Below are 16,832 nucleotides of genomic sequence, written 5' to 3' on the forward strand. Positions count from 1 at the left end.
AAAGAAAATCAATAGTTTTAATTGGTGTTATCTTAATGATAGTTGTGTTAATTTGTGTTGCGGGATATCTGATACTCAAAAATATCTTAACTGGCATTTGTGGGATAACCAACTGTTAACGATAATCCATAAATGAAACAGTGCTTACTTTGCGCAGGAGTCGCTACTTCATCACATTTACGCGAATAGAGGCCAACCTTACCAAAAAACAAGTAAATCAACAATTCAGTAAATCACCAAGGGGTAGCTTGACAAACATTAGCTGGTTTTTATTTTATGTTCCCAAGTTCTTGTTATTTTGATTTGACAAGAACTTGGGACATTTTCGTTTTTGACAAAAAGGTGAGGACATTACCGATTAACAAATAACGATGTCGAATAATGGGCGCATATTGTGTTCTAAGAATAACGGAAAATAAGCTGAATAAAACGAACGATATTACCAGATTATTAATTATACAATCGTATAGGATATACAGTAGTTACCAGATTACCACGAGTGAAATGCCAATCATGTACCAAATTCACTCAACTTCCAGTGAAATGGGTTCGATCGTTGTCACATTTCACCCTGCTTTTTGAAGCGTGGGCGATGCGATGATGGCTGAAATTCTCTTAACGGCAGAAGGCCTATGAAACTAGCAACTATACTTTTACCCGTCTGTACAGCGAAGAGCGCTAACTCCGATGACGATACTTGTCTCATCGTTTCTTTCCTCCCTGTGTATTTTCTGACTTTTCACTTCATGATTCTTCTCTCTTGTATTTCGTTTACATATAAACCCACTATTTTATTAAGTGACAGCACATCGTTTTTCAAAATTATTGTCTAGGAAAACCTTTGTTTTCATTTGGAAGCGAAAACTTGGTTGGTCTGCAGCACCGATTTGCCTCACTTGATCTCTAACTTTCGTTTTTATGAAGATGTTGAAATCGCTCACAAAATTATTTATACCGGATTTCGCGAAAGGGGGGATCAAAATCGGGCATTCACCCGGGACAGGGAAATCGTTGTAAAGAACAAAGGAGGATAGCACTGTACTTATACCGACTGTTGCATTTGGCAATCCGGACGAGAATAAATAAAAGAAAGGATGATAGTTATAATGAACAACCCTTGTTTTCAAAAGTCGTTGGCAAAGCTTTTGTTTCTGTTTGTGATGTGCATTGGTTTGTTAGGGTTCAATTATTCGCAAGCCTATGCGCTTGATAACGGTCTTGCGCAAACGCCTCCGATGGGCTGGAACGGTTGGAACGCCTTTCATTGTGACGTGAATGCTGTTCTCGTGAAGGAAACGGCTAAAAAGATGGTTGAATCCGGGATGAAAGAAGCGGGCTATCAATACGTTAACCTCGATGATTGTTGGATGCTTAGTGAGCGCGATGAGAACGGCAATTTGGTTCCCGATCCGGCAAAGTTTCCAGACGGGATTAAGGAAGTCGCCGATTATGTTCACTCTCTCGGTCTGAAAATGGGCATTTATGCAAGTGCAGGGAACAGGACTTGTGCGTGGTATCCAGGGAGTCTCAATTATGAAGAGAAAGATGCCCAACGTTTTGCCGAATGGGGAATCGACTATGTAAAGTATGATAATTGTGGCGATCCTCTGGGTCAACCGCTGCAGGAACGCTATGTGAAGATGCGCGATGCACTTGCAGCTACAGGACGGGACATTGTTTTCAGTATGAGCGTTGGAGGAAACGAAAATCCGTGGGAATGGGGCAAGCAAGTAGGCAACCTGTGGCGGGTTACTGGTGATATCAGTGATTCGTATGAACGAATGTTAGTCCATATCCTTCGGAATATGGAACTGTATCCGTATGCCGGTCCGGGCTATTGGAATGATCCCGATATGTTGGAAATCGGTAACGGGGGCATGAGTCTAGAAGAATATCGTACCGAATTTGGTCTTTGGTCCATAATGGCTGCGCCATTGCTCTCGGGCACCGATTTACTGAATGCCTCCCAAGAAATATTAGATATTTACGCCAATGGTGAAGTGACTGCGGTGAATCAGGATCCAATCGGATTGCAGGGACGTCCCATCAAGCAGCAAAACGACGGTACTTATGTAATGTTGAAACCGATGGCCAATGGGGACAAAGCTGTATTGTTCTTCAACGCGAACGGTGCTCCGACAAATATGGAGATAAGTTTGAGCCAATTGGGCATAACCCCGTCTGTAGACAATCAAACCTACACGGTTCGAGATCTTTGGGCACATGAAACAACAACGACCACCGACAAAATCAGTGCTTCTGTCCCGGCTCGCGGGATTATGATGTATCGCATCAGTCCTGAAACGAGCAATGTGATTTCAACGGACGGATTTGAGCGTGTTGTCAATAATGACGGCAAGGAAGTTTGGGTGAAATCGTTATCTAATGGAAGCAAAATGATTACATTGGTCAACCGGACTACTGCAGCGGCAACAATTACTGCTGAGCCTGAACAATTAGGTTTCAAACATGCTCCGGTTTATTTGGCTGAAGACGATTGGACCGGCCAAAAAATGAGTTATGCCAGCAAAATCGTCTCCGACGTTGCACCATTTTCAGCGGTCACCTACCGTGTAACACGGGGAGCACCGATTCAGACGCCTGCCGCTGTTGGTATATCGTTTGACGAACCTTCTATTATTGCCCCAGGTGAAACCAAAACGATCACAACAACGATAACCAATTATGGAAGAGTTGCTGTCCATGACCTGAATCTCAATTTGCTTGTACCGGCAGGATGGGAAGCGATCCCCGGTTCGGCCACCACAGTTAACAACATGCCACCGCAAGGCAATAACAGTTCCGTTAAGGTGAGCTGGACGGTGACGGCTCCTCAAGACGCCGTAGTGGGCTTGAACCATCTTTCAGCGGATGCCGTGTTCAATTCTGGTGGCGGAAATCAGGGGCATATACGCTCAGGGTTTTCCGTGCAAGTTCCATCCTCTCCTCCGACGGACGATGCATTTATCAGCGACATGCAGTTTTATGGCAATGTTACAAACGGCTGGGGTCCGGTTGAAAAGGATACAAGTGTCGGCGGGAGTGGTCAAGGAGACGGCAATATGATCACGCTGAACGGTAAAGGGTATGAAAAAGGTTTAGGCGTCCATGCTTACTCTAAAGTTTCCTATTATATTGGCAAACACTTTGCAAGGTTTATCTCTGATATTGGCCTAGACAGTGAAACGCAAGGGAGCTCTGTCATCTTTCGAGTATGGGGAGACGGGCAAAAGCTCTATGATAGTGGGGTAATAAAAGATAATGCGGAGCCCCAGCATATCAATATTGATGTTTCTACTGTCGATGTTCTTACGTTGGAAGTAATAGACGGTGCTGTCGGCAATAGTGCAACACATGCTGATTGGGCGGGAGCTAAGCTGTTGAAAGAGGTGTTGGTAGATGACATCAAGATCAACGGGGAATCTTTCACAAGCTTTGATCAGGTAACGCAAGATTATTACATGACATTTTTGGAAGGCACGATAACGGATGTGCCTACGGTGGAAGTCATTCCGTCCAATAGCGATGTCAAGATAGAAATTACACCGGCTGAACAACTTCCAGGTACCACCGTGATTACCGTCACCTCGGCAGATGGATCCGTGACGAAAACATATAAGATTCATTTTAACATCACTCCACAATTGTATGTAAGCGACCTTCCGTGGATTTATGCGACGACTGGCTGGGGAACGATTCATCGAGATGCTAGTGTCGGAGGGAACCCGATTAAATTGTTAACTGATTCGGGCATTGTCACCTATGATAAAGGAATTGGAACGCATGCGAATTCAGAAATCATTTACGACATTGCCGGGAAAGGGTATGATCGCTTTCAAAGCTACGTAGGCCTTGATCACGAATCACACAATAACGATAGCGGATCCATAGTTTTTCAAGTATGGGCCGATGGTGAAAAATTGTTTGACAGCGGGACGATGAAACGAGACACTCCAGCCAAATTTGTTGATGTTGATATTAGTGGAAAGAAACAAGTAAAGTTAATCGTTACCGATGCTGGCGATGGAATTGGCAATGATCACGGAGATTGGGCGGCTGCCCAATTTATTGCTGACAACAACACGGCTCCCGAAATCCACACAAAGATGAACGATGAGGATCTTCCAACTGAAGTGACTATACCGGATTCAAATCAATGAGTTCTCCGTAGCATGATATAGGTTCTTATAGGCCGTGTCCAGTTCGGACTTGGCCTTTTTTTACATGTCAGTTTTCGTATTTTCACTGACAGTAGTTCTCGTATGGCGTATCAAAAAAATTGCGTAGTGTATCAAATTATGTTGCTTGTTCTCCTGCAAGTCCCACTCTATCATGAACCCATGCAGAAGCAATTTCAGCCATATTCCAATGTATAGGGCCGTGATCGCGTTCAAAATGATCAACAGGCGAAACACTCCTTCTATTTTGAAAGCGCTAACTAAATACTATTTTTGGAGACTGCTACGCAGGCACATCTTTACTCAGCTACCGCTCACTCGTTTTCGGGATTTTAGGTTCCTTTTTCTGGAGGTGCTCCCAAATGGTTTATGCAGGATGCTGCGAAAGGAGGGATCAAAAATCGAGAGAGTTCATCCAGAACAGAGAAAGGGGTGTAAAGGTTTCTTGTATCTCTAAAATGCCCGACACAGAGTATCGGAAAGAAGTCCGACGCCTCTCGAAGAGGGCGCTTTTGCGGAGCAAAAGTACGGAGTGGAGCCTATGCTTCGATGCGTATTCCAAATACTTTGTAGGGATCCAAAAAAACTTATAAGGAGCTGGATTAATGAATTCGAATAAAAAATGGGGATCGATCCTGATTGCAGCTGTTTTGCTGCTGACCTCGTTTTCTGCGGTGCAGGCGAAGTCAACTGTTCCGACTGTAACCATCACAGAGACGGAAGATGCGATCCAGACAGAAGGGAATGACAGGGGAAAACCACAATTATTGGAACAACCAACGGATGACGGAGGGCCGGAAATGGATCAGGCAAAGCAAACACCGGATGTAAATCACCAAGCAGTATCATCATCAGAGGATCAGACGAAATTCCGCAATCTTGCGCTAGGTCTTCCCTATGAATGGTCTGAACAGCCGGACGCATCGCATCCGGACGACGGCTATAAGCTTACGGATGGAATATATGGCAAGTTGGATAGGAATGACCCGGCGTGGGTAAGACATGTGCGCGGAAAAGCACGTGAAGTCGTGTTCGATTTGGGCGAGGCAAAGTCGATCGGCAAGATATCAGCCCGCTTTTTTCAGGATTTCCCCACAAACTCCATCCTCGTGCCGCTAGAGGTATCGATGTATGTCTCCGACGATAAGGAGAATTGGGGATTGCTCTCTCATAACGCCACTCAGCTGCTCTGGGGGTCAGGGCCGCCTAGACAGGAGACCTTTACATGGGACGGAAGCCGAGACGGAATCAATGGCGGAAAAACGGAAGGCAAGCTGGCTTATGCCCGTTACGTGAAAGTCATCTTTACGATGCATCCTTCACAATGGGAATACATTGACGAAGTTGAAATAACGGGTACGGACGGCAAGGTAGACGGGGCAGCAACCGTTCCTACTGAGCAGCCTCATTTTTTAGAGCCGGGTGAAGCGACAGCTGGGATCCGAAATCTGAATTTGCTGTACAACGGACAGTATGCAAATGGTTTGGGTGATTGGAGCAAGGAGCGGATTATTCCTAACATCAGTTATGTGAATAAGGATGGCGAGCCTACTGATTGGCTTTTTGATGGTATTTTATATCTCGGGCTTGCTTCACCTGCTGGCCGTGATTACGGCCTAGGGCAAACGAACTTAGAAGACTGGAAATGGTATTTGGATAAAACGTTTGCGGACACGGGGGATATGCAGAACTTGAATGAGGCTGCCAAGGAAGTCGGAGCCAAGCTGAACCAGCCTGATCATAAAGAGAAGGTTGTGTTAATGATTCCGGATCCAGGGGGATCCTTAACCGATTTTGGCGACGTTGACGGTACTGGTTCCTTGAATTTTAACGAATCCGTTGTCGGCAGAGATAAAGCGCTTGAAAACAGGGGAAAAGCGATACAGTGGTGGCTCGATCAGGTTCAGCAAAGATGGGATGCTGCGAACTATTCAACTCTTGAGCTTGTCGGTATGTACTGGCTGCCAGAACAAATCGATATAGGTGAAACGGGACCAGACGTGGCTCGAATGATGAGTGAAAAAGTGCATGCCATGAATTTGAAGGTGTTCTGGATTCCTCACTCTTTGGCATACAAAATGTATATGTGGAAAGACGTTGGAATAGATGCTGCTGCTTATCAGCCGAATTACTTCTTCGGTGGAATGGATGTTGACCGTCTGGAGGATGCTGCGAATAATGCAAAGCGGTACGGGATGGGGAATGAAGTCGAGTTTGATGACGGTATGCTGACGGACGCCGTACTCCGCGAGCGTTTTATCGATTATTTGAACAGCGGTGCCACAACCGGATTGATGCAAAATGGCTTTAGAGCTTATTACCAAGGAAATAATGCAGTTTACAACTTAGGAGTAAGCAAGGATCCAAGCTTGCGTTTAATGTATGACTGGCTGTATCAATATTTGAACGGAACGTACGTCGTCCACAATATCCCGGCGCCGGAGGCGGACATATTCATTAACGGACAAATTATAAATGCTGATATGAACATACCGGACTCGGAAACTCTTCAAATTACGTGGAAAATCAAAGACGACGATGGAAGCGGATTGGCGAAGGTAACGGTCTTGATTGATGGCAAACCTTACACCCCGGGAACACCATTTGATCTGGCGGGAAAACCGGATAAACATCAACTGGTCGTCACTGTGGCTGCTGCGAAATCCAAGACGACGACTTACATCATCAGAGCGGTAGCGACCGCCGATACGATGAAAACACATGTGGACCGATTCGCAGAACAGAATCAGTTTACGACAGCCGAAGCCCCTCGTTCGCTGAACAATTATCTGGAACTGATGAGACGTTTTGAAGGAACAGATGCGGGCCAGTTTGACAAGTACTTGAAAGGCTTCAATGTGAAACTAGATCAATTGTCGGCAGACCATATCATTTCGGATACGGCTTACGCCGCGTTGAAAGAAGAGGTTTATAGTCTCGTTGGCAATCTGGCCGAAAATAAACCAGCGACTGCTTCTTCCGTAGAAGGCTCCCTTGCGAGATTGGCACCGGAAAATGCGGTAGACGGATTCTCTTCGACAAGATGGTCGAGCGCCTATGTTGATGATACCTGGTTCCAAGTCGATCTTGGTGAATCCAAGGAGTTCGATACGGTTAGCATCGACTGGGAGAATGCCCGGGCTAAAACCTACAAACTCCTTGTTTCCGATGATAATCAGAATTGGATCAGTGTGATCAAGGACAATGACGGAATCATTACTGCGCATGCCGGAAAAGAAACCGTTCATTTTGATCCAGTCACAGCTAGGTACGTCAAATTCCAAGGCGTTCAAAAAAATACGGAATACGGATATTCCTTCTATGAATTTGGTGTATATAATCTTGCGGGAGGCGGTACGGTCACTCCGATCGATGGCGCAAGAGCTCTGATAGATGTCGATGCAGGGAAATTAACGATTGATGGTCTGGTGATGAGTGGAAGCCAGTCCAAAGTGAATTTGAAAGTGCTCGATTCGAAAGGGAAAGTCCGGTACGAAGGCCAGACGACAAGCTCGGAAACGGGAAAATTCCAATTTTCGATCAAGCTTGTCGGGAATCTAAAGGGAACGAACGACGCCTATCTCTGGATGGAGGGAATGTCAACGCCTGTGAAGTTTACATTCGACTACAGCAAAAAGAACTGATATTTCGCAAAAATAAAGCCATGGACGCAGTGTTATTTCTACGCTGTGATCCGTGGCTTTTGCTTTTGAATTGCACCATATTCTTTTCCCCCGTACAGGCACGCATAGGCGGCTGCCCACATAGAATGTAACGTTCTCAATCGGATAAATCATGAGGGTGTTTACGTCTTAGGAGGTGGAGTAATGCTTGGGTTTTTGTCGACGATCGCCATGTTCATTAAGCAGATTTCCTTACTGGTATCCTATGTTAAAAATAACGCGTTCCCCCAGCCATTAGCGGAAGAAGAAGAAATGAAGCATTTGCGCTTGATGGCAGAAGGGAATGCACATTCGAGAAATATGTTAGTTGAACATAACTTAAGGCTTGTTGCCCACATCGTGAAGAAGTTCGATAATACCGGCGAGGATCTTGAGGATCTGATCTCGATCGGCACGATTGGATTGATTAAAGCGATCGAGAGCTTTCAGCCGAATAAGGGGACGAAGCTGGCTACTTTCGCAGCTCGCTGTATAGAAAATGAAATTTTGATGCACCTCCGTTCGCTGAAGAAGACACGCAAGGATGTATCGCTGCATGATCCAATTGGGACTGACAAGGAAGGTAATGAAATCACTCTTATAGATATCCTTGGCACGGAAAGCGATGAGGTCGTCGAGAAGGTGCAGCTTAAGATCGAGAAGAGCAAAATTTATCGCAATCTGGATATTTTGGATGAACGGGAGCAGGAAGTTATCCGGGGGCGGTTCGGATTAGATGGAGGCGGCGATGAGCGCACACAGCGGGAGATTGCGAAGGAATTAGGAATCTCACGTTCGTATGTGTCACGGATAGAGAAGCGGGCGCTTATGAAGCTGTATCATGAGTTTTATAAAGTGAAGCGAGATTGATCAGTACAAATAAGGTGAGCCTGGTCATGAAGAAATCGAGAAACCGTCTAGAGCTGCGAGGATTGCCTTGCGGCTCTTTTTGGCGTGAGCGGATGGAGCACAACGTCGCAATCTCTTATTATTCACAACCTATTCTATATGTACGACATTTTCTATTGCTCGTTGGCTAACACGTGATACCTATTTAACTCGAAATCGATTACACTTGTGCTAGGACAACAATGATAGAGCATAAGGAGAGAGAGCGAATGACATCGGCTAAGCATCAAGGAATGCAACATACAGAGAATGATTTGCGTAGACCGCTGGACTATCCATGTACCTATATGCCAAGCGGTACGCCAGATTGGAGCTTGACGGATTCGGTAGCGCTTGTAGATGTGGTAACGGGGGCAGCTCCACGCCAACAGACGAAGGTGAGGGCTTGCTGGACAGATACAACCATCCATATGCAATTTGAATGCGAGGATGATTACATCGTCAGCCCATATACTGACCGGGATGACCCTTTGTACGAGGCGGATGTAGTAGAGTGCTTCATTGATCCTGACGGGGATGGCCGTGCTTATTATGAATTTAATGTAAGTCCGCATAATGTGATATTCGATGCTTACATTACGAACAATCCTGGGGAACCGAAGGGCTTCCATCCGGAATGGAATGCTGAGCAGCTGCTATCCTCTGTGTCGTATGTCAATGTTCCAGCACGCAGAGTGATATATGAATTGGCGATTCGCTTTGAGGACTTGGAATGTACCACACCAGAAGCGGGCTCTCATTTCCGTCTGAACTGGTTCCGAATTGATCAGGACAAACTAGGTGCTCGCACTTATGATGCTTGGGCTCCGACAGGTGCAGTTAATTTCCACATGCCAGAATGCTTCGGAACAATTCGATTTACGAAATAGACTAATGGTTGATACGAGTAAGCGCCTTTCAGGCCCATAAACTCAGCCTCTGTGCTGAGGGGGACTGGGGCGCTTATTTGTATAGCGAATAAACGAATCCCCCGAATATGGACATCCTGAAGGCTATTCTTCCTTAGCTTGTAGCGGAATATCAGGAACTGCATACACTAATGTATCGCATAGGGCCGTATCCAGTAATGCAGAGAGGAAGAGTGAATTTGGATAACAGGGTCATGGTACCGTTGTTCAGCTGTATTGTGCTTGTTCTGTTCGTCCTGCTCGCTATTTGCTTGCTTCTGCTGCACCTGCAGCGACTGTTGTAGGCTGTGCATGAAGGCAGTATGAGATACATGACATATTCCATCTCCAAAAGACAAATACTGTGTAGGAATGATGATGCATGTGAAATGATGAATGCTACACAAGTATGTTGCAGGAGGTGGAGATATGGCGTCATCAACGAAATCCGGAACACCGAAATGGAAATCAGGAAATTGGACGCTTTCTGAGCAAGAGTACAAGCAAATCGCCAGTCGACGGGAGCCCGCACGGACGGTAGGCAAAAATTGCATTCGTGCGTTCCTCGTTGGCGGTACGATTTGTTTGATTGGACAAGTTATCCAGCAGCTATATATGACGTATTTAGGAATGAGCGAGAAGGAGGCAGGCAACCCGACAGTCGTCACCTTAATTTTACTGTCCGTCATTCTTACATGCTTCGGCGTATACGACAAAATCGCACAGTGGGCAGGTGCGGGTACGGCCGTCCCGGTTACTGGCTTCGCCAATTCCATGTGTTCGGCGGCATTGGAGCATCGCAGTGAGGGCTTAGTGCTGGGGGTAGGAGCGAATATATTCAAATTGGCTGGGTCAGTCGTCGTGTTCGGAACCGTAGCGGCGTTCTTCGTTGCGTTGATTTATTTGATATTTGGACTCCAGCATTGACCTGCTGCTGCATTATGAACGCATGCATGAGGAAGGGGGATTTGGATGCAAATCGGACGTCATACATGGCGATTCCAGAGTGAGCCAGCGATCATTGGTACGGCAACAGTTGTGGGTCCTGATGAAGGAGAAGGGCCGCTGGCTGCTGACTTTGATTATATACATGATACGCTTGATATGCAGGAGAAAAGCTGGGAGAAAGCCGAACGTAAACTATTGGAGCAGGCGACGCAGCTTGCAATTGTAAATTCCCATATTACGCAGGACGAGCTGAACTTTTTTGTCGGCGGGGATTTGCTTAATCAGATTATTAGCAATTCCTTCGCAGCGCGTACCCTGGGAGTTCCTTATATTGGCGTGTTTGGTGCTTGTTCGACATCGATGGAATCGCTTGCGATTGCCTCTCTGCTTGTAGATTCGGGCAATGCGAACAAGGTGATTGCAGCTACTTGCAGCCATAACTGCACAGCGGAGAAGCAATTCCGCTATCCGACCGAATATGGTTCCCAGAAGCCGCCTACGGCGCAATATACAGTAACAGGTGCTGGAGCAGCTGTAGTTGCCAAGGCAGAGAAGCAATACTCATCCATGCCTCGTGTTATTGCAGCTACGATTGGCAAGATTGTTGATCTCGGAATTAAGGATCCATTCAATATGGGGGCGGCAATGGCCCCAGCCGCAGTCGATACGATCCAGACCCACTTAAGCGATCTGGATCGCAAGCCTCAGGATTATGACTTGATTGTCACGGGCGACTTGGCATCCATCGGTCTGTCGATCGCCAATGATCTGTTCCAACAGAACGGACTGCATATGGAGCGGACAACTTTCAATGATTGCGGCCTTATGGTCTATGACTTGAACAAGCAGGCCGTACAAGCAGGGGGCAGTGGCTGCGGATGCTCGGCAGTCGTTACATACGGCCACATTCTGAAGCGTTTGCGCGAGCGGAAGCTGAGACGTGTGCTTGTAGCTGCTACGGGAGCGCTGCTCTCGCCGCTATCCTTCCAGCAAGGGGAGACGATACCTTGCATTGCACACGCAGTAACGATTGAAATGAAGGGATGAAGCAGGATGATATATGTGTGGGCATTTGTCATAGGCGGGTTAATCTGTGTAATCGGTCAGCTCATGTTCGATGTTGCCAAGCTGACTCCGGCGCATACGATGACGATCCTTGTTGTCGCAGGAGCGATTATCGACGGACTTGGCTGGTATGAGCCGCTTATTAAATTTGCAGGAGCAGGGGTTACCGTTCCGATTACGAGCTTCGGCAACTCCCTTGTACACGGAGCCCTAACCGAGATTAAGGATTCCGGGTGGGTAGCACCTGTCAGTGGCATGTTCAAGACAACAAGTGCGGGCATTTCTGCTGCGATTGTGTTTTCCTTTTTAGCTGCTCTTGTCATTCGGCCTAAGGGATGAGTGGAAGTTCTATTCAGATCTCGTCAATCGAATAAGGATACATGCAAAGTTCTGACGCTATTTCGATGGTGTCAGAACTTTTTTTGTTGGTGATTCACAATCCATTGTTTAGCGGATAAAACGAAGATATTTGACAAGATTCACCATGAATGGACATGTACGTTATTCCTTGAATGGTGTAAAATGAAAAAATGCATGTATTTTTAAAACGTTATCACGTGGAAAGTTACTAATTCTTCTACAAAATAATGAATGAACCCAATAGGAGGTCGTTGCCATGTCATCCTACCAATCATTGCATGCTCTAATGCGAAAGATGCAATCGACATTGGAACGATGTATTTTAGGTAAATCCCAAGAAATTGAACTTCTGCTGACAGCGATGCTGGCCGGAGGGCACGTTCTTATTGAAGATGTTCCCGGGACAGGCAAGACGCAACTTGTCAAATCGTTAGCTCGTACGATGAATGGTTTATTTCGGCGAGTGCAGTGCAACCCGGATTTGCTTCCAACTGATATTACAGGTGTATTCATATTCCATCCTAAGGATCAGCAATTTGTCTATCGTCCGGGCCCAATCATGGCGAATGTCCTGCTGGTAGACGAAATTAACCGTGCTACTACAAAGACACAATCTGCATTGCTGGAAGCAATGGAGGAACATCATATTACGGTAGATGGGGAGACTTTCTCTCTTCCTTCACCTTTCGTTATGTTTGCTACACAAAATCCGATTGAATTCGAGGGTACTTATGTACTTCCGGAAGCACAGCTGGATCGTTTCATGTTCAAGCTTAAGCTGGGGTATCCGGATGAGCAGACAGAGCGTACGATGCTAATTCGCCATGCGGAAGGTCTGCCATCGGAGAGAGCGGAGACTGTCACGGATATTGCCTCCATCAAGCTGATGCAGGAGGAAGTTCGCAATGTATATGTGGATGATGCAGTCGCGGCCTATATGATTGACATCGTGCGGGCCACACGTGAACAAGCACATGTCCTGCTCGGAGCGAGCCCGCGCGCTTCCGTTGCCTTGATGCAGGCTGCGAAGGCGAGAGCATGGATGCATGAGCGGAATTTCGTTACGCCTGATGATGTGAAGGAACTGCTTCCTTTTGTATTGACGCACCGGATTGTATTGCGCATGGAGGCGAAAATGGAGGGCATTTCAGCCCAGCATATTGTAAGCGGTATTACGGAACGTGTTCGTGTACCAATCCGATTGGGGACGTAGCATATGAGCCATTCGCAACGTATGTGGCAGCGCAAAGGGGCTCGCAAGCGAACGATTATATCGGTTGCCAGCATGTACGTCTCGTGTTTGTTCTATTTCTTATTTCAAGGCGGCAAGACGTCAGTCATGCTGCTAGCTATGGCGACTGTGCTGCTAGTGTATTGGGGTGTAGTGTTAGTTGGCGGCATTCGCAACGTACGGGGAACAAGAATGCTTGGCGACGGATCAGGGGTCTTCTTTCCCGCCAATTCGCAATTATACGTTAACATCCGAGTCACTGTTCCAGGTTGGCTGCCCATTCCTTACCTCGTTGTCCGTGATGAGCTCTGCCGTTTCGGCAACCGCTGTAATACGATGGAGTCTGCAGTTGCCTTAGGCGCTGGCCGTTCGGCTGCAGTCACTTACCGGACTCCGTCTTTGGCAAGAGGATATTATGAATTTGCTCCAGCGTTATGCAGCTCCAAGGATCTGTTCGGGTTGTTCGAGCAGAGTGGAAGCTTGAATGCGCCATCCGCCTTCTATGTGATGCCAACTGTCATACCTATTCCGAGGTGGACACATGCGGAGCGACAGGTAGGTCACGGTGTGCATGCAGCATCTTCTGTCCGTCATCACAGAGAATCTTCACAACAGAACGGTGTGCGTGAGTATGTGTACGGAGATAAATTATCTCGCATTCACTGGAATGCAACTGCGAAGACGGGGATATTGAAGACAAGACAGTTCGATCCAGAGTCCCAAACGCCTATCATTGTTGTGTTGGATTGCCGTTCACTTTCCTATGAGGGAAATAAAGCAGTGGCGGATGAAAAATTTGAAGCTGCTGTATCTACTATGGCATCCCTTGTACAATATGGTGCTCAGTGTCAACGCCCAACCTATGTGGCGGCTATCGGGGAGCGATTGAATTGGTGGTTGGCTGATCAGGCCAAACCAGAAGTTGCTGTATTCCGACAATGGATGTCTACTGTGCAGCTGGAATCATCAGAAGAGCAAGAACAACAGCTTGCAGCACTTACTGAGCATGCATCGATGCTTCATGGAGCCTCACTTGCCTTCATTAGCGGACATGCCTCCTCAGATGTGTTGATTTACACACGGACATTATCGAAGCTGGGGTGTTCCGGGAGCTTTATTCATGTGAAGGAAGAGGTGTCAGCCCCGCATAACGAGAGGAGTCAATCTCTTGTACGCTTGCTGGCCTCTCAGCGCTTGCACTACATTTCCTTGTCTCAAGTACAGGATCTGCCGAAGCTTCTAGGAGGTGGGGCCGCATGAAGACGGAACAGCCGTACTCCGCTCCTTCACGTACCTCAACCGTACAGAAGGCTGCAGATGATCGAATACAAGTGTGGTTATCCTCCTATTGGACAGAGCGGATGATCTGGACCTGTATGATTGTGATGGTCTGGCAATGGCTTGTCATGCTGGAACCGTATTGGTACGACGAGACGTTAGCCATGTCGCGCATGTTCATGATTGGATTATGGGGTGCAGTTATGCTCTTCCCATGCCAATTCATAGGCAGACTGATCATTGCCCTCCCAGCTTTATGCTATATCGTGTATCGGAATCTCGTACAATTTGATATATGGACAGATGGTGGTGAACGGTGGGACAAGATCCTTCAATTTCACCCTTACATCTGGTTTCTGCTAGGACTGTGGTTATGCTGCGAATCTCTTGTAGTGCTCGTGCAAGGCAAGGCGCGTGTTCTCCTATGGCTGCTTGTCCAAATTATGATCTTCGGCATACTGGATTCATTTACCGACGAAATATTGTGGATGCAGGTGGCGTGGATTGTTGGCGCGTCATTGATTTGGCTCATTTGTATTCACTATAAACAAATGAACACGGACTATCCGAACATATGGCGCGGATCCGTACGTTACCCGCTGCAAATGGGGCTGCTCGCTGTGTTCGTGATTTCTCTCATTATTTCTGTAGGGGTTAGTGTACCAGAAGTCAAGCCAATCTTGACTGACCCGTATACCGCTTGGAGCAATCGCTATGGCGATGGGAATAACCCGATGTCGGATCTCGTATCAAAAGTGACGGGTAGCGGGAGCGGATCTCGTACGAGCACGTCCGGTTACAGCCATTCGGATGCAGAGCTGGGCAATGGCTTTAACATGGACTATATGCCTGTTATGACCGTAACAACGGAAATGCGCGGCTACTGGAGAGGGGAATCGAAGGACTGGTACACTGGACAGGGATGGGATAAAACACCAAGACGCAATCCCATTTTTAGTCTTCGACAACAGCTCACAGCAGCGGATCAGCCTGCTCGAAACATTCCTACAAGAATGATTCAACAAACAATTACGATGCAAAATAAAGACTCGTATCCCGTGTTATTCGGTTTAGGAATGATCGAGTCGGTAGAGTCAATTAGTAATTCTCTTGAGGCGGTTCTGCGTTGGAACGAGCAGGAAGGTGAAGTCAGGTATGAAGATCCGAAGACAGATAAATATCCGACTAGCTACACACTGACTTCGAAAGTCCCGATTTTTACCGAGGAAGATTTGCGCAAATCATCACAGACAATATCTACAGACGCGGATCGATTCCAGAGATATTTGCAGATCCCAAACACGCTTCCGCAGCGAGTCAAGGATTTGGCGCAGGAATTAACACAAGACGAAACTAACTATTACGACAAGGTAAAAAAGGTAGAAAACTATTTGCGTACGCAGTATCGATATACGAATGCGCCGAATTTATCCTTGCGCAAGAGCGAGGATTTCGTCGATGCCTTTTTGTTCGAAATCAAGGAAGGGTATTGCGATCACTTCTCAACATCGATGGCCATTCTTCTTCGTTCTGCTGGCATACCAACACGATGGGTGAAGGGATACGCACCAGGAACGCGTCAGGGCGGGGACGTACCCACTCATGAACTGACCGAGCAATCGCAGGACAGTGGAGCTGGCACGTATCAGGTGACGAATGCAGAGGCTCATTCCTGGGTCGAAGTATACATGGGAGACTATGGCTGGGTTGCATTCGAGCCAACGCCTGGCTTCACCTATCCGCGTCTGCAACAGGAAGAGAAGAGGCCGGAGCCTGAGAAGAAGGAAGAACAGAAGCCGGAAGAGAAGCAAGAGGAGAAGAAGGCAGAACCGAAGCAGGAGCGGCAAGATGCGTCACTTCCAGCTTGGCTCGTTCAGGGGGCAAAGTGGATTGTTATCATGATGGCGTCCTTATGTTTCCTACTATTATTGTGGAAGTGGAGAACGATCGGCTTCTCCCTGCGGTTCTTCTGGCTGCTGAAGCGTGATTTAACCTACAAGGAACAGATCATCCTGCATACAGACTTGTGGCTAAGCTATTGCAGATGGAAAGGCATGCGCAAGGGAGCGCATGAGACTGTGCGCGAAGCTGCCAAGAGATGGTCGGATCAGCGAGAGGGCAGAAGCGCTCCAGCGGCAGTGATCGTCAATAAGTTCGAGCAGGCGAAGTATGGCGGGCATCCTGTAATGGAATCAGATGTGAAGCAACTGAAAGAAGCAATTCGGGCGTACAAACACATCGGATAACAGGTTGTATAGCATGTGACGTTTTCCAATAAGTAGTTGTTTTTGCGAACCCAATGCGAGGGAGATAT

At 47.0% G+C, this 16,832-nt stretch carries 12 protein-coding genes; 11 read left to right on the forward strand and 1 reads right to left on the reverse strand.

Annotation, left to right across the window (positions count from 1 at the left end):
* Positions 1 to 559 precede the first annotated feature (559 nt).
* Positions 560 to 706: a hypothetical protein gene (locus M3661_RS03700; protein WP_251482473.1), complete on the reverse strand. Its 147-nt coding sequence runs from the start codon at positions 704 to 706 to the stop codon at positions 560 to 562.
* A 400-nt stretch (positions 707 to 1,106) separates the two neighbouring features.
* On the opposite strand from M3661_RS03700, the gene M3661_RS03705 reads away from it, so the two are divergent.
* The 11 genes from M3661_RS03705 to M3661_RS03755 all read left to right on the forward strand — a co-directional run bounded on the left by M3661_RS03705 (position 1,107) and on the right by M3661_RS03755 (position 16,764).
* On the forward strand, positions 1,107 to 4,160 hold the full coding sequence (locus M3661_RS03705) for an NPCBM/NEW2 domain-containing protein (RefSeq protein WP_251482477.1): 3,054 nt from the start codon (positions 1,107 to 1,109) through the stop codon (positions 4,158 to 4,160).
* Positions 4,161 to 4,783: 623 nt separating this feature from the next.
* On the forward strand, positions 4,784 to 7,822 hold the full coding sequence (locus tag M3661_RS03710) for a DUF4855 domain-containing protein (protein ID WP_251482480.1): 3,039 nt from the start codon (positions 4,784 to 4,786) through the stop codon (positions 7,820 to 7,822).
* 183 nt (positions 7,823 to 8,005) lie between these two features.
* Complete coding sequence (gene sigK / locus M3661_RS03715; protein ID WP_044355087.1) at positions 8,006 to 8,710, forward strand: RNA polymerase sporulation sigma factor SigK; 705 nt, start codon at positions 8,006 to 8,008, stop codon at positions 8,708 to 8,710.
* 26 nt (positions 8,711 to 8,736) lie between these two features.
* Positions 8,737 to 8,880, forward strand: coding sequence for a hypothetical protein (locus M3661_RS03720; protein ID WP_175400469.1), 144 nt, complete (start codon positions 8,737 to 8,739; stop codon positions 8,878 to 8,880).
* Positions 8,881 to 8,958: 78 nt separating this feature from the next.
* Positions 8,959 to 9,618 (forward strand): carbohydrate-binding family 9-like protein, encoded by a 660-nt coding sequence (locus tag M3661_RS03725; protein WP_065290450.1) that lies wholly within the window; start codon positions 8,959 to 8,961, stop codon positions 9,616 to 9,618.
* A gap of 447 nt (positions 9,619 to 10,065) precedes the next feature.
* Positions 10,066 to 10,563, forward strand: coding sequence for a stage V sporulation protein AC (gene spoVAC / locus M3661_RS03730; protein WP_021256862.1), 498 nt, complete (start codon positions 10,066 to 10,068; stop codon positions 10,561 to 10,563).
* A gap of 45 nt (positions 10,564 to 10,608) precedes the next feature.
* Positions 10,609 to 11,631 carry a stage V sporulation protein AD gene (spoVAD, locus tag M3661_RS03735; RefSeq protein ID WP_251482484.1) on the forward strand — a complete coding sequence of 341 codons (1,023 nt, stop codon included), beginning with the start codon at positions 10,609 to 10,611 and terminating at the stop codon, positions 11,629 to 11,631.
* A gap of 6 nt (positions 11,632 to 11,637) precedes the next feature.
* Positions 11,638 to 11,988 (forward strand): stage V sporulation protein AE, encoded by a 351-nt coding sequence (gene spoVAE, locus M3661_RS03740; protein ID WP_065290452.1) that lies wholly within the window; start codon positions 11,638 to 11,640, stop codon positions 11,986 to 11,988.
* A 277-nt stretch (positions 11,989 to 12,265) separates the two neighbouring features.
* On the forward strand, positions 12,266 to 13,222 hold the full coding sequence (locus M3661_RS03745; protein WP_065290453.1) for an AAA family ATPase: 957 nt from the start codon (positions 12,266 to 12,268) through the stop codon (positions 13,220 to 13,222).
* Between the two features lie 3 nt (positions 13,223 to 13,225).
* Positions 13,226 to 14,500 (forward strand): DUF58 domain-containing protein, encoded by a 1,275-nt coding sequence (locus tag M3661_RS03750; protein WP_251482488.1) that lies wholly within the window; start codon positions 13,226 to 13,228, stop codon positions 14,498 to 14,500.
* On the forward strand, positions 14,497 to 16,764 hold the full coding sequence (locus M3661_RS03755; protein ID WP_251482492.1) for a transglutaminase TgpA family protein: 2,268 nt from the start codon (positions 14,497 to 14,499) through the stop codon (positions 16,762 to 16,764). The genes M3661_RS03750 and M3661_RS03755 overlap by 4 nt, the downstream gene beginning before the upstream one ends.
* The last annotated feature ends 68 nt before the right edge of the window (positions 16,765 to 16,832 follow it).

Source organism: Paenibacillus sp. MER 180 (genome assembly GCF_023713665.1).
Taxonomy (GTDB): domain Bacteria; phylum Bacillota; class Bacilli; order Paenibacillales; family Paenibacillaceae; genus Paenibacillus_B; species Paenibacillus_B suaedae.

Excerpts from the sequence above, each read along its gene's own strand:
- M3661_RS03700 (WP_251482473.1), bottom strand. The coding sequence starts at position 706 with ATGAGACAAGTATCGTCATCGGAGTTAGCGCTCTTCGCTGTACAGACG.
- M3661_RS03705 (WP_251482477.1), top strand. The coding sequence starts at position 1,107 with ATGAACAACCCTTGTTTTCAAAAGTCGTTGGCAAAGCTTTTGTTTCTG.
- M3661_RS03710 (WP_251482480.1), top strand. The coding sequence starts at position 4,784 with ATGAATTCGAATAAAAAATGGGGATCGATCCTGATTGCAGCTGTTTTG.
- sigK (WP_044355087.1), top strand. The coding sequence starts at position 8,006 with ATGCTTGGGTTTTTGTCGACGATCGCCATGTTCATTAAGCAGATTTCC.
- M3661_RS03720 (WP_175400469.1), top strand. The coding sequence starts at position 8,737 with ATGAAGAAATCGAGAAACCGTCTAGAGCTGCGAGGATTGCCTTGCGGC.
- M3661_RS03725 (WP_065290450.1), top strand. The coding sequence starts at position 8,959 with ATGACATCGGCTAAGCATCAAGGAATGCAACATACAGAGAATGATTTG.
- spoVAC (WP_021256862.1), top strand. The coding sequence starts at position 10,066 with ATGGCGTCATCAACGAAATCCGGAACACCGAAATGGAAATCAGGAAAT.
- spoVAD (WP_251482484.1), top strand. The coding sequence starts at position 10,609 with ATGCAAATCGGACGTCATACATGGCGATTCCAGAGTGAGCCAGCGATC.
- spoVAE (WP_065290452.1), top strand. The coding sequence starts at position 11,638 with ATGATATATGTGTGGGCATTTGTCATAGGCGGGTTAATCTGTGTAATC.
- M3661_RS03745 (WP_065290453.1), top strand. The coding sequence starts at position 12,266 with ATGTCATCCTACCAATCATTGCATGCTCTAATGCGAAAGATGCAATCG.
- M3661_RS03750 (WP_251482488.1), top strand. The coding sequence starts at position 13,226 with ATGAGCCATTCGCAACGTATGTGGCAGCGCAAAGGGGCTCGCAAGCGA.
- M3661_RS03755 (WP_251482492.1), top strand. The coding sequence starts at position 14,497 with ATGAAGACGGAACAGCCGTACTCCGCTCCTTCACGTACCTCAACCGTA.